This is a genomic window from Streptomyces sp. NBC_00028, assembly GCF_045041065.1.
GTDB lineage: Bacteria > Actinomycetota > Actinomycetes > Streptomycetales > Streptomycetaceae > Streptomyces.
Genome location: NZ_CP108293.1, coordinates 3,829,426 through 3,842,225 on the forward strand (window position 1 = coordinate 3,829,426; position 12,800 = coordinate 3,842,225).

The following is a 12,800-nucleotide window of genomic DNA, read 5'->3' on the forward strand; positions in this document are numbered from 1 at the left end:
TGGGTGGGTCCTGTGGGGGCTCAGCGGCGTCGGCGACTGACCGTACAAAGCGGCTGCGCAGCAAACGGGAGCCCTCCACCACCGCCCCGGTCCTCGGCTGTGGCCTCGGCCTCGGCCTCGTCATAGCCATCCCGTCCCCTCCCTACTTCCCCGTGATCGAACCGAAGTCCGTCCCCGAGCCCAGGATCAGGCCGGCGCCCAGGAGGAGCATCGTGGCCGGGACCATGAAGGTGGTGATCATCATCGTGGCCTTGGGGACCGCGCGGGCGGCCTTGCGGCGGGCGTTCTGGGCGTCGGTGCGGCGCATGTCCTTGGCGAGGGCGATGAGCGTGTCGACGATCGGGGCGCCCAGCTCCTCGCCCTGCTGCAACGCCGTCACGAACATGGCGACCTGTTCGGAGTCGTTGCGGCGCCGCAGTTCCGCGAAGGCCTGGCGGCGGCTCATGCCCAGGTCCATCTGGCGGAGGGTGATGCGGAGTTCGTCCGCCCACGGGCCCTCGTACTTCGTGGCGACGCGGTCGAGGGCCTGGCGGAAGCCGAGGCCCGCGCTGACCACCACCGCGAGGACGTCCAGGAAGTCCGGCAGGGTGCGCTCGATGACGTCCTTGCGGACGCGGATCGCCGACCAGATGCCGACCTCGGTCCAGAAGACCCCGAACGCGAAGAGGAGCAGGGCCAGGAGCAGGTTGCCGCGCATCAGGGACAGCAGGCCGCCGAAGCCGCCCAGGAAGCCGTAGACCGCGCGGCGCGCCGCGTAGCGGTCGATCGTCAGGCCCCCGGGGTTGCCCGCCAGGTCGATCTTCCTGCGGTACTTGGCCACCTGCTTGGGGCCCATCAGGCGCAGTACCGCCGGCGCGTACCGCATCCCCAGGCGGTCGATCACCGAGTCCACCGCGCCCGTGCGCGTGGCACCGATCTCCAGGGCCAGCACCAGGTCGCTCGGCAGCTTCGCGTCCGCCCGGTACATGCGGATGCCGGCGAAGACGCCCCAGACGGCCAGCCCCATCAGCAGTGCGAGTCCTATCGCCATCTCTCTGCCCCCTTCAGACGTCGATACGGGACAGGCGGCGGATGAGGATGAACCCGACCGCGTACATCGCGAACGCGACGATCACCACCCCCTGGCCCACCGGGGAGCCGGTCATGCGGTCCAGGGCGCCGTCCTTCACCCCGTTCATCAGGAAGAGGGAGCCGATGCCGAGGATCGGGACCGCGTACGACGTCATGTTGACCTGCGAGAGCTGGGTGCGGACCTCACGACGGGTCTCCTTGCGCTCTTCGAGGGTCTCCGTCAAGTTGCGCAGCGCGCCCACGACTTGACCGCCCGCCCGGTTGGACAGGACCAGGGTCGTCACCAGCACCACCAGCTCACGGGACGGCAGCCGCTCCGCCATCTCTCCCAGCGCGTCGTCGAGGGACGCGCCCAGGGAGAGCTGGTTGGCCACCTTCCCCAACTCCTCCCCCGCCGGGGCCTCCAGCTCCTCCGCCGCCATCCCGATCGCCGTGCGCAGGGCCAGGCCGGCCTGAGTCGCGTTCGCCAGGATCCGGGACAGTTCGGGGAGTTGGTTGATGAACCTCTCGATGCGCTTCTGGCGTTGCCAGTTGAGGAACTGGAGCGCCGCCCAGATGCCCAGGAGGCCGGCGATGGGGCCGAAGAAGGGTGCCAGGGACGCCTGGCCGATGAGGAACAGGCCGGCCGCGCTCGACATCATGTAGACGAAGAACTCGCCCGGTGTGATGTCCAGGCCGGTCGCCGCGAGGCGGAGTTCCAGTTTCCTGCCGAGCTTCGTGCGGCGCAGCCGCCGGTCCAGTTTCGGGAAACGGCGCCTGCGGCCGCCCGCCTCGATCTGGCCGGTGGACGAGAGGCGGTCGATGAGGGCCTGGCGCTGGGCCTTGCCCATGGCGTACGCGTGCAGGCCCGCCACCGCGAGGCCACAGGTGACCAGGGTGAGGCCGGTGGCCAGCTGGACCAGGGTTTGCAGTTCCATCAGCCAGTCCACCTACCTGGTTTCTCGGGTCGTCAGCTCGGCCACGGTCTGGGCCACGCCGAAGGCTTGCGGGATCGGCTGGCTCGCCATGTAGAGGCGGTTGGCCGTACGGCGTGGGAGCGGGGAGTACTCGAAGGCGCCGTAGACGCGGCCGTCCGCCGCCATCGGCTGGGCGTGGAAGCGGGCCACCGTGGCGAGGCGGTACGGTTCGCCGCCGTGGCTGTCCAGCACCGCGATCTCGGTGATCCGGCGGGCTCCGTCCGGGAAGCGCGTGAGCTGGATGATGACGTCCACCGCGCTGTTGATCTGGTCGTGCAGCGCCTCGAAGGGGACGCCGACCTCGGACATCGACGCCAGGGTCTTGAGCCGCATCAGCGCGTCCTCGGTGCTGTTGGCGTGGACGGTGGCGAGTGAGCCGTCGTGACCCGTCGACATCGCCTGGAGCATGTCCAGGGACTCCCCGCCGCGGACCTCGCCGACGACGATCCGGTCGGGGCGCATACGCAGGGAGTTGCGGACCAGGTCGCGGATGGTGATCTGGCCCTTGCCCTCGACGTTCGGGGGGCGGGACTCGAGGCGGATGACGTGTGTCTGCTGGAGCTGGAGTTCGGCCGAGTCCTCGATGGTGATGATGCGTTCGTGTTCCGGGATCAGGCCGGAGAGGGCGTTCAGGAGGGTCGTCTTCCCGGTGCCCGTCGCGCCCGAGACGATGATGTTGAACTTCGCCCGCACCAACCCCGCCAGCAGGTACAGCATGTGCTCGTCCAGCGAGCCGAAGCCGACCATCTCGTGCAGGGTGAAGGAGCGCGGGAAGCGGCGGATGGTCAGGGTCGCGCCGGTCAGGGACAGCGGCGGGATGATCACGTTCACTCGCTCGCCCGAGGGGAGTCGGGCGTCGACCATCGGGTTCGACTCGTCCACCCTGCGGTTGACCGTCGACACGATCCGTTCGATGGTCTGCATCAGTTGGTCGTGGGAGGGGAAGCGGAGCGGCAACTGCTCGACCCTGCCGCCGCGTTCGACGAAGATCGCGTCGGGGCCGTTCACCATGATCTCGGTGATCGACGCGTCTTCGAGGAGCGGTTCCAGTATGCCGAGGCCGAGTGCCTCGTCGACGACCCGCCGGATCAGCTGGGAGCGTTCGACCGTCGACAGGACCGGGCCCTCGCGGCTGATGATGTGGCCGAGTACACGCTCCAGACGGGCCCGGCGCTCGGCCGCCGCCAGCGAGCTCATCTCCGCGAGGTCGATCTCCTCCAGGAGCTTGGCGCGGTACGACGCGACGAGGTGGCCGTCCTCGCCCCGGGCGCCGTTCTCCTCGGGGGTGTTGATGCGTGCGCGCAGGCTCATGGTCGTACCTCGTTCAGTGGTCGAGCGGCATGGTCGCGGTCTTCTGAGCGGTGCCGAAGTCCCAGAAGGGGACGAGGTTCGGGATGTCGACGGTGGCGGTGACGGTCACCGAGTCGTCGCCGCCGGACTCGGAACAGGTGACGGACAGCCAGTCGCTGACCGCCGTCGCGCAGCCCTCCTGCGCGCCGTGGTCGAGGGAGGCCGCCCGGGCCCCGGCCCTGGCCGCCGTACCGGCCTGCTGGGCGGCGTAGGCGATGAGGCCGACCTGGACGCCGGCGAGTGCGACGAGGAGGAGGATCGGGATGAATCCCAGGTACTCGATGGCCACCTGGCCGCGGTCGCGGCGGCCGACGGCACCGCTGCGGCCGTCGCGGACTTCGGAGTCGTTCGCGTCGTACGACATCTCAGTCCTTCTCCTCCTGCACGGCCCCCGCGTGGCCCTCGACGGTGAACGGGAAGCCGATCGCGCCCGGGAAGAGCACCGGCACCTTGAGGGACACCTCCGCCGTGACATACGTGCCGTCCGCCGTGCAGTTCACCTCGGCGTCCCCCTGCCACGCGCCCGGGAGGTCCTTGAGGCCCGCCTCCTCGCAGGCCGCCTGTCCCTCCGACGCCGTGCCCGCCCGCACCGCCTCGTCCGCGGCGTGCCCCGCCAGCGTGAAGGTGTATCCCACCAGCACGAACTGCCACACCAGCACCAGCGTCACGATGATGATCGGCGTCATCCCGAGGAACTCGACGGCGACCTGGCCGGAGTCCCCGTAGCGCCGCTTCACGGTCCGATCTCCTTGCGGCGCCGGAAGGCCGTCGAACCCCGCTCCCGCTGCGCGCCTTCCCTGGCCTTGACCAGCCCCAGTTCCCCCGCCAGGGTCCACAGCGCCTGCTTCACCACGCTCTTGTTGTCCAGCTCGTGCACGCGGCCCGCGTCCACGACCCCTTGCAGCTCCTTGAAGTTGGCGGGGATCGCGGTTCCGGCGACGGGCGTGCCGGTGATCCTGCGGATCAGGTGCGGCTGGATCTCCGTGCCGCGGGTGTGGCGGTTGACGACGACCGTCGTCTCCTCCCCCTTGCGGATCTGGAGCCGGTCCCACATCCGTACGGTCCGCTTGGCGCCGCGTACCGCCACCACGTCCGGCGTGGTGACCAGCAGGGCCACGTCCGCCATCTCCACCGCCGCCGCGCCGGCGCCGCCGAGCTGGGCGCCGCAGTCGACGACGACGACCTCGTAGCGGGAGCGCAGGGCGCCGACGATCTGGCGGGCGGCGCGGTCGGTGACCTCCTCGCCGCGTTCGCCCTCGCCGGGGGCCAGCAGGAGGGCGAGGCCGGTGTCGTGGCGGAAGACGGCGTCCGCGAGGACCCTCGGTGAGATGTCCGTGATGGCCGCCAGGTCCACCACCGACCTGCGGAACTGCACGTCCAGGAAGGAGGCGATGTCTCCCGTCTGGAGGTCCATGTCCACCAGGGCGGTGGGGCGGCCCGACGCCTGGGCGGCCAGGGCGAGTTGGATGGCGGTGAGGGTGGCGCCGACGCCGCCCTTGGCGCCGCTCACCGTGACGACCGTGCCGCCGACGCCGGTGAACACGTCGGCGCCCGCGCCGAGATGACGCCGTACGCCCACCGACCAGGCGGCGACGGCCTGGACGCGGTTGGCCAGCTCCTCGTAGTGCAGGGGCAGGGCGACGAGGCCGCGGGCGCCGTAGTCCATGGCCGCCTGGAAGAGGCCGGGGCTCGCGTCGGAGGTGACGAGGATGACGCCCACCGCGGGGAAGCGCAGGGCGACCTCGCGGATGAGTTCCAGCGCCGGGACGGGGCCGATGCGTTCGTGGACGACGACGACCTCGGGCAGTTCGTCGACGGACTCGGCGGCGAGGCGGGCGAGGGTGTCGACGAGCTGGGTGGAGTCGACGACCGGGGCGACCGGTTCGGCGTCCGGGAGCTGGCTGAGCAGCGTGGTGAGGGAACGGACCGCGTCCGCGTCGCCTACGGCCGGCAGGATCCTCGTGGGCATACGGCTCTCACTTGTCCTTCGCGAGTTCGTACGTGCGGTCCTGGTCCGGAACGGGCTGGGCGCCGCCGGGGGCCACCAGGGCGAGGCGGACCCGCTCGGCGAACGACTCGGCGTAGGTGAGGCGCTGGGCGTCGAGGGTGGAGAGGGCGAAGGTGATCGGGACGGCTTCCTTGGAGCGCTGGTCCCGGTTGCTCTCGTCGGGGTCGAGCGAGGTCAGCCTGCCGACGTCGAGGACTTTGGCATTGGTTACGATGATCTTGGACTGGGCGGGGCTACCCTCCCGCTCGCCCTCGAAGGTGGCGTACACGTTGACCGTGGAGCCGGGTGTGATCTTGCCGGCGACGCCGGTCGCCGCGTCGATCATGATGGCGACCTCCTGCTGCCCGGGCTGCAGAGCCGGCTGTGCCACGATCATGTCGCTCTGCAGCAGGGAGCCCTTCTCCAGCTTGGTCACCGCGATCTTGCCCTCGATCTGGCGCAGATCGGTGACGGCGTTGTCCGAGAGCCAGCGCTCGGGCATCGAGATCTTCTCGAACTGGGCCCTGCTCAGCGCCGTGTAGGGCTGGATCTCGGACTTGACCTCGTACGCGGTGACCTCGGGGCCGACCTTGGACTTCACGTCGTTGATGACGGAGAGCACGCCGGCGAAGGCCGCCAGGGCGCAGACGACCGACAGGATCAGGAGTATTACGCCGCGGCGCTGACGGGAGTTCATGAACCGGACAACCTCATTGGGGGATATCGGTCGACAGGGCTCACCCTGCGGTGAGTTGGTTCTGGCTCTGGTGCGGGCTCGGATGCTGGTCGGTGGGCGGGGTGGCGGAGCAGAAGACGCAGCGGTCGCCGATGACGTCGATGCCGCACCAGTGGCAGCTGGACTGCCGTACGGACGTCACCAGTTGGTAGAGGACCGAGAGGTCGGGCAGGAAGGTGCAGAACTCGACCACCTTCGGGGTGCCCCACCAGGTCGCGGACTCGGCGGGCAGCGGGGTCTCGCGCAGGCCCTGGACGTTCCAGGCGGGCGCCAGGGTGCCCGCGATCCAGTCGGACTGGAACTGGCCCTTGGCGACCAGCATCGAGGTGGCGAACTCGGGGCCACAGAGGGTGGCTTCCGGTCCGACGCGGACGAGCTGCGGCTCCGGGTGGGCGATCACGCCGAACTGGCTGCCGGGCACCCAGGACTTGGCGTGGGACTTCAAGCCGACGGGGACGCGGTCGAGTCGGGCGACGGAGCCGAGGACGGCCCCGGCGTGGATGTAGTGGGTGAGCAGGCGGCCCGCGGAGGCGAGCACGCCGGGGCTGAGGTCGCAGGAGGCGAGCTGGCGCAACTGGCGGGCGAGGACGGCCAGTCCGAGGGGTGGCAGAGCGGGACGGAAGAGCGCGATCCGGTCACTCTCCAGGAGGGAGCGGATGGTGTGCAGCCGCCGCTCCACGCCGGGGGCCGCGGCCTGGGAGCACACGACGATCACATGTCCGTGCTGGTCGATGAGCCCCTGAAGCGCCGCCAGCGCGTGGTCCAGCGGCTGCCGGTCGAGGTCCTTGAGGACGATCGCGGGCACGGTGCGCTCGTCCTGTGGCGGCAGTGCCATGTCGGCACCGGTCACGGCAATGGCAGTTGGCACGCGCAGCTCCCCGTTCCCATGCCCCGCCGGCCCGACCGGCGTTACCCGACCCACCCAGTCGACTTCACTGCGTGACTATGCCAGCACTCTAACCACGCGGTTGTGACCGGAGAACAGCGTTTGTGTAGCTGGCGAGGAACTGCCGTTACACAAGTTGCGTCAAATCGGGGCAGGTTGAGCATCTCGCCCGCCACATTTCGACCCCCGGGCCCTTGCCAGGGTCGTCGACTGGGCCCAGGGACCCACATCGCCGGACCGCCCTCGGCAACGAACTGGTCTGGACCTATTGACAGATGGATTGGTCTGGACCAGCTTATTGTCATGTCCCCACAGAGACGATCGACCCGGCTCTGGTCCGGAGTCGTCACCGCCACCCTCGTCGCCTTCTCCCTCTCCCTCGCGGGCGCGGGACAGGCCTCCGCAGCCGACGTCAACAACGCCAAGAACGCCGGATTCGAGTCCGGCCTGACCAACTGGACCTGCACGGCGAGCAGCGGTACGACCGTCTCCTCGCCGGTCCACTCGGGCGCCGCCGCCCTCAAGGCGACCCCGGCCGGGCAGGACAACGCCAAGTGCACCCAGTCCGTCGCCGTGAAGCCCAGCTCGACGTACACCCTGAGCGCCTGGGTCCAGGGCGGCTACAGCTATCTGGGCGTCACCGGCACCGGCACCACGGACGTGTCGACCTGGACCCCCGACTCCGCGTCCTGGAAGCAGCTGTCGACCACCTTCACCACCGGCGCCTCGACCACGTCCGTGACGGTCTACACCCACGGCTGGTACGGCCAGGCCGCCTACTACGCCGACGACCTCTCCGTCTACGGCCCCGACGGGGGCGGCGGCACCGACCCGACGCCCACGGTCCCGGCGGCGCCGGGCGGCCTGTCCGTCTCCGGTACGACGTCGTCGTCGGTGTCCCTGGCCTGGAACACGGTCTCCGGCGCGACCGGCTACAACGTCTATCGCAACGGTACGAAGGTGACGGCCGTGACCGGCACCTCGGCCACGGTGACCGGCCTCGCGGCCTCCACCTCGTACTCCTTCCAGGTCACGGCGACCAACTCGGCCGGTGAGTCACCGAAGTCGGCGGCCGTGACGGGCACGACGACCGCGACCCCGACCGGCCCGGCGCTGCCCAAGCACGCCGTCACCGGTTACTGGCAGAACTTCAACAACGGCGCCACCGTCCAGAAGATCTCCGCCGTCCCGTCCCAGTACGACATCATCGCCGTGGCCTTCGCGGACGCGACGACGACGCCGGGTGCGGTCACCTTCAACCTCGACTCGGCCGGGCTGGGCGGGTACACCGTCGACCAGTTCAAGGCGGACATCGCGGCGAAGAAGGCGGCCGGCAAGAAGGTGATCGTCTCGGTCGGCGGTCAGAACGGCACGGTGTCGATCAACGACACGACCTCGGCGACCAACTTCGCCAACTCCGTCTACTCCCTGATGCAGACGTACGGCTTCGACGGCGTCGACATCGACCTGGAGAACGGCATCAACGCCACCTACATGACACAGGCGTTGAGGTCGCTGTCGTCCAAGGCGGGCTCTTCACTGGTCATCACGATGGCGCCGCAGACCATCGACATGCAGTCGACGTCGAACGGCTACTTCCAGACCGCGCTCAACATCAAGGACATCCTCACCGTCGTCAACATGCAGTACTACAACAGCGGTTCGATGCTGGGCTGCGACGGCAAGGTGTACTCGCAGGGCTCGGTCGACTTCCTCACCGCGCTCGCCTGCATCCAGCTGGAGGGCGGACTCGCCCCGTCCCAGGTGGGGCTGGGCCTGCCCGCCTCGACGAGCGGCGCCGGCAGCGGGTACGTGTCACCGACCGTCGTGAACAACGCCCTGGACTGTCTGACGAAGGGCACCGGCTGCGGTTCCTTCAAGCCGTCCAAGACCTATCCGGACCTGCGGGGCGCGATGACCTGGTCGACCAACTGGGACGCGTCGGCCGGGAACGCCTGGTCGAACGCGGTGGGACCGCACGTGCACGGGCTGCCGTAGCCCGCGGCTCAGCCGTCCTCGCCGTCGACCGTCTCGTAGGTCTCGGCGAAGATCTCGCCCTCACAGGCGTAGTGCTCGCCGCGCACCCCTTCGATCAGCATCCAGCCGGGCGGGATCTCGTCCGGCTCCGCGCCCCGCTCCATGGTGCGGATGCGGAGGACCTGCCCGCCGTCCCGCTCTTCCATGGCGACGAAGTCGTCGCCGAGGAAGGCACGGACGGCGGGCAGGTCCTGCTTGCGGCCCGTCCAGAGCAGCGCGCGCACGGTGACCGGCCGCTTGCGGACGCGGACGACTGTCATGAAGGGCTCCTGGGCGGTCGACGACATGCCTCACCTTGTCAGGAGCTGGTCAGGACGACCAGTCGTTCGGTCGCGCGTGTCATCGCGACATAGCGGTCCACCGCTCCCTCCACGCCCGTGCCGAAGTTCTCCGGGTCGACCAGGACCACCAGGTCGAACTCCAGGCCCTTCGACAGCTCGGGCGGCAGGGAGCGGACGCGTGCCGTGGCCCGGAAGGCCGGGTCGCCGATGACGCAGGCGATGCCCTCGGCGGGGTGTTCGGTGAGCCAGGTGTCGAGGATCGACGTCAGGTCCCCGGTGGAGCCGTGGGTGACCGGGATGCCGCTGCTGCGGATGGAGGTGGGGACGTTGGCGTCCGGGAGGGCGGTGCGGATGACCGGCTCGGCCTCCTTCATGACCTCTTCCGGGGTGCGATAGTTGATGCTGAGGGACGCCATGGTGACGCGGTCCAGGCCGATGCGGCGCAGGCGTTCCTCCCAGGTCTCGGTGAAGCCGTGGCGGGCCTGGGCGCGGTCGCCGACGATCGTGAGGCTGCGGGACGGACAGCGCAGCAGCAGCATCTGCCATTCGGCGTCCGTCAGCTCCTGGGCCTCGTCCACCACGATGTGCGCGAAGGGGCCCGCGAGGAGGTCGGGTTCGGCCGCGGTGAGTTCGGAGTCGTCGACCAGGTTGCGCTGGAAGTCCTCGCGGCGCAGCTGGGTCATCAGGCCCTCGCCGTCCACGTCGGCCGCGATCAGGTTCTCGACGACCCGCGCCATCTGGTCGCGCTGGGCGGCGAGGGCGGCATCCTGCCGGCGTTTGCGGGCGTCCGCCTTCGGGTCGCCGAGGCGCTGCCGGGCCGCGTCGAGAAGGGGGAGGTCGGAGACGGTCCAGGCCGCCGGGTTCTCGCGTTGCAGGGTGCGGACCTCGTCGCGGGTGAGCCACGGGGCGCACAGCCGCAGATAGGCGGGGACCGTCCACAGGTCGCCGACCAGGTCGGCCGCCTCCAGCAGGGGCCAGGCGCTGTTGAGGGCCTCCACCAGTTCCCTGTCCTGGCGCAGCACCCTGCGGAACTGCTCGGGCGCAAGGTCCTTGCCCTGGTACTTCTCCCGCAGGATCGCGACGAGCTTGTTCCAGATCTCGCCGCGGGCCTCGTTGTGCGGGGTGCCCGGTTCCGGGGCGTCGAAGGCCTCGGCCCAGTCGGCGGCGGTGAGGCGGAGGTCGGTGTGGTCGACGGTGACCGTCCTGCCCTCGGTGGGCGGCTCCTCGTAGAACCGTACGGCCTTCTCGATCGCCTTCACGAGGTCGGCCGAGGACTTCAGTCGGGCCACCTCCGGGTCGGTCTCCAGGGTCGCCTCCGCTCCCTCCTCGACCAGGTCGCGCAGGATGCAGGTCTGTACGCCCTCCTCGCCGAGGCTCGGCAGGACGTCGGCGACGTAGGAGAGGTAGGGGCGGTGCGGGCCGACGAACAGGACGCCGCCCCTGCGGTGGCCGAGGCGGGGGTCGGAGTAGAGGAGATGGGCGGTGCGGTGCAGGGCGACGACGGTCTTGCCGGTGCCGGGGCCGCCGTCGACGACGAGCGCGCCGCGCGAACCGGCGCGGATGATGGCGTCCTGGTCGGACTGGATGGTGGCGAGGACGTCCCGCATCCGGTCCGAGCGGTTGCTGCCGAGGCTGGCGATGAAGGCGGACTGGTCGTCGAGGGCGACCTGGCGCTCCAGGCCGTCGGCGGTGAACACCTCGTCCCAGTAGTCGCTGATCCGGCCCTCGGTCCAGCGGTAGCGGCGGCGGCTCGCGAGGCCCATCGGGTTCGCGTGGGTCGCCGCGAAGAACGGCTCGGCGGCCGGCGAACGCCAGTCGATCAGCAGCCGGTGCCCCTCGCTGTCGGTGAGCCCGAGGCGGCCCACGTAGAGCGGCTCGGCGTCGTCGGCGCCGACCATGCGGCCGAGGCACAGGTCGAGACCGAAGCGGCGCAGCGTACGCAGGCGGGCGGTCAGTCGGTGGATCTCCGCGTCCCGGTCCATCGCGGCCCGGCCCGCGCCACCGGGGGCCCTGAGCTCGGCGTCGAGCCGCTCGGACAGCTCGGCGATCGACTCCTCCAGGCTCGCCGCGATCGCCGCGAAGTGCTCCTCGTCGGCGGCGATCAGGGCGGGGTCGGCCTTGGCGGAGAGGCGGTCGGGCAGGTCGAACGCCGTGCCGGCGGTTCCCTGGGGGTTCACGTGATCAGCTCCGATGGAGGCCGAATGCGGGTGATGGACGATGTTCAAGCATGCATGGCCGTCTTTACGGCACGGCGGGACCCGCCACGTCGACCAGCAGCTTCGCCGCGATCGTCGCCCCGTCGGTGCGGATCTCGGCCGCCAGGGACCGGGCGCGCTCGTGGGTCTCGGGGGCCAGGGCGACGGTGAGGGCGGCCGACAGGGAGTCGTAGGTCGGGGTGGGGCCGTCGTGGGCCGCGCCGATGCCGAGTTCCGCGACGCGCTGTGCCCAGTACGGCTGGTCGGCCATCTGGGCCACCACGACCTGCGGCGTCCCGGCCCGGGCGGCGGTGGTGGTCGTACCGGCGCCACCGTGGTGGACGACCGCGGCCACCCGGCGGAACAGCTCCTGCTGGTTGACCTCGCCGACGACGAAGCAGTCGTCCTGGCCGTCGGTCAGCGCGAGGTCGGCCCAGCCGCGCCCGAGCAGGACCCGGTGTCCGTGCGCGCGGACCGCTTCCACGGCCGCCCGGGAGACGTCCGCCGCGTCCCGCAGCGGCATGCTGCCGAAGCCGACGTACACCGGTGGGGCGCCCGCGGCCAGGAACTTCTCCAGGTCCTCGGGGAGCGGACGGTCGTCGGTGCGGATCCAGGCGCCGGTCTGGACGACGTCGAGTTCGGCGGGCTCGGGCCAGGGGCTCAGGGCCGGGTCGGACGCGAGGAGCGGGCGGTCGGTGAGGACGTGGTCGCGGACGTTCGCCACCGGGGGCAGGCCGAGCTCGGCGCGGTGGGTGTTGACGGCCGCGCCGAACAGTTCGTTCAGGACGTCGGTGTTCTGGTCCCACAGCGTCCGGTTGTCCGTGACGTCCGCGGGCAGCGGGTGGCCCGGGAAGGCGAGCGGCGGGTGGTGCGGGGAGGGCAGGTAGGACGGGAAGTAGGAGACGAACGCGTACGGGACGCCCGACTTCTCCGCCGCGGCGCGGGCCGCGGCGGCCGCCGGGAGGAGTCCCGTCGCCACCACCAGGTCGCTGCCCTCGGCCACCGGGGCGACCGTGTCGTACACCGACGCGAACAGCGCGGCGGCACGCTCCCGCATGGTCGGGGGGAGCTTCGTCGGCTTACCGGTCAGGGCGTCCGTCGCCAGTACGCGCACGGACTGACCGATCGCCACCAGTGGGACACCGACCCCGGCCAGCAGCTCCTCGAAGTCGGGCGGCGCGCACACCGACACCTCCACGCCCAGCTCCCGCAACGCCACCGCCAGGCCCGCCATCGGTTCCACGTCCCCGCGCGATCCGTACGTCAGCAGCACAACACGCATCAGCGACTTCCTCGTTTCC

At 70.6% G+C, this 12,800-nt stretch carries 12 protein-coding genes; 1 reads left to right on the forward strand and 11 read right to left on the reverse strand.

Translation table 11 applies throughout. The features are described from left to right. Positions 1 to 142 precede the first annotated feature (142 nt). From OG885_RS16845 to OG885_RS16880, 8 genes are read right to left on the reverse strand one after another with little or no spacing between them, the layout of a single operon-like run. Positions 143 to 1,030, reverse strand: a complete 888-nt coding sequence (locus tag OG885_RS16845; RefSeq protein ID WP_329335242.1) for a DUF5936 domain-containing protein — start codon at positions 1,028 to 1,030, stop codon at positions 143 to 145. A gap of 13 nt (positions 1,031 to 1,043) precedes the next feature. Next, complete coding sequence (locus tag OG885_RS16850) at positions 1,044 to 1,988, reverse strand: type II secretion system F family protein (protein WP_405731889.1); 945 nt, start codon at positions 1,986 to 1,988, stop codon at positions 1,044 to 1,046. Between the two features lie 12 nt (positions 1,989 to 2,000). Next, positions 2,001 to 3,338, reverse strand: a complete 1,338-nt coding sequence (locus OG885_RS16855) for a CpaF family protein (RefSeq protein WP_329335245.1) — start codon at positions 3,336 to 3,338, stop codon at positions 2,001 to 2,003. 13 nt (positions 3,339 to 3,351) lie between these two features. Next, on the reverse strand, positions 3,352 to 3,741 hold the full coding sequence (locus tag OG885_RS16860; RefSeq protein WP_399948829.1) for a TadE/TadG family type IV pilus assembly protein: 390 nt from the start codon (positions 3,739 to 3,741) through the stop codon (positions 3,352 to 3,354). Between the two features lies 1 nt (position 3,742). Continuing rightward, a complete protein-coding gene (locus OG885_RS16865) occupies positions 3,743 to 4,063 on the reverse strand; it encodes a pilus assembly protein (RefSeq protein WP_399950021.1) in 321 nt (106 codons plus the stop codon). Between the two features lie 47 nt (positions 4,064 to 4,110). After that, positions 4,111 to 5,346 (reverse strand): CpaE family protein, encoded by a 1,236-nt coding sequence (locus OG885_RS16870; RefSeq protein ID WP_405731893.1) that lies wholly within the window; start codon positions 5,344 to 5,346, stop codon positions 4,111 to 4,113. 7 nt (positions 5,347 to 5,353) lie between these two features. Further along, positions 5,354 to 6,061 (reverse strand): Flp pilus assembly protein CpaB, encoded by a 708-nt coding sequence (cpaB, locus tag OG885_RS16875; protein WP_399948832.1) that lies wholly within the window; start codon positions 6,059 to 6,061, stop codon positions 5,354 to 5,356. A gap of 40 nt (positions 6,062 to 6,101) precedes the next feature. Beyond that, on the reverse strand, positions 6,102 to 6,935 hold the full coding sequence (locus OG885_RS16880) for a hypothetical protein (RefSeq protein ID WP_405742759.1): 834 nt from the start codon (positions 6,933 to 6,935) through the stop codon (positions 6,102 to 6,104). Positions 6,936 to 7,289: 354 nt separating this feature from the next. On the opposite strand from OG885_RS16880, the gene OG885_RS16885 reads away from it, so the two are divergent. Continuing rightward, positions 7,290 to 8,984, forward strand: a complete 1,695-nt coding sequence (locus OG885_RS16885; protein WP_405731897.1) for a chitinase — start codon at positions 7,290 to 7,292, stop codon at positions 8,982 to 8,984. 8 nt (positions 8,985 to 8,992) lie between these two features. On the opposite strand, the gene OG885_RS16890 is transcribed toward OG885_RS16885, so the two are convergent. The 3 genes from OG885_RS16890 to OG885_RS16900 form a co-directional block, all read right to left on the reverse strand. Then, on the reverse strand, positions 8,993 to 9,283 hold the full coding sequence (locus tag OG885_RS16890; RefSeq protein WP_405731900.1) for a hypothetical protein: 291 nt from the start codon (positions 9,281 to 9,283) through the stop codon (positions 8,993 to 8,995). Positions 9,284 to 9,321: 38 nt separating this feature from the next. Then, a complete protein-coding gene (gene helR, locus OG885_RS16895; protein ID WP_405731903.1) occupies positions 9,322 to 11,481 on the reverse strand; it encodes an RNA polymerase recycling motor ATPase HelR in 2,160 nt (719 codons plus the stop codon). A gap of 64 nt (positions 11,482 to 11,545) precedes the next feature. Continuing rightward, positions 11,546 to 12,781, reverse strand: coding sequence for a glycosyltransferase (locus tag OG885_RS16900; protein ID WP_405731906.1), 1,236 nt, complete (start codon positions 12,779 to 12,781; stop codon positions 11,546 to 11,548). Positions 12,782 to 12,800 lie beyond the last annotated feature (19 nt).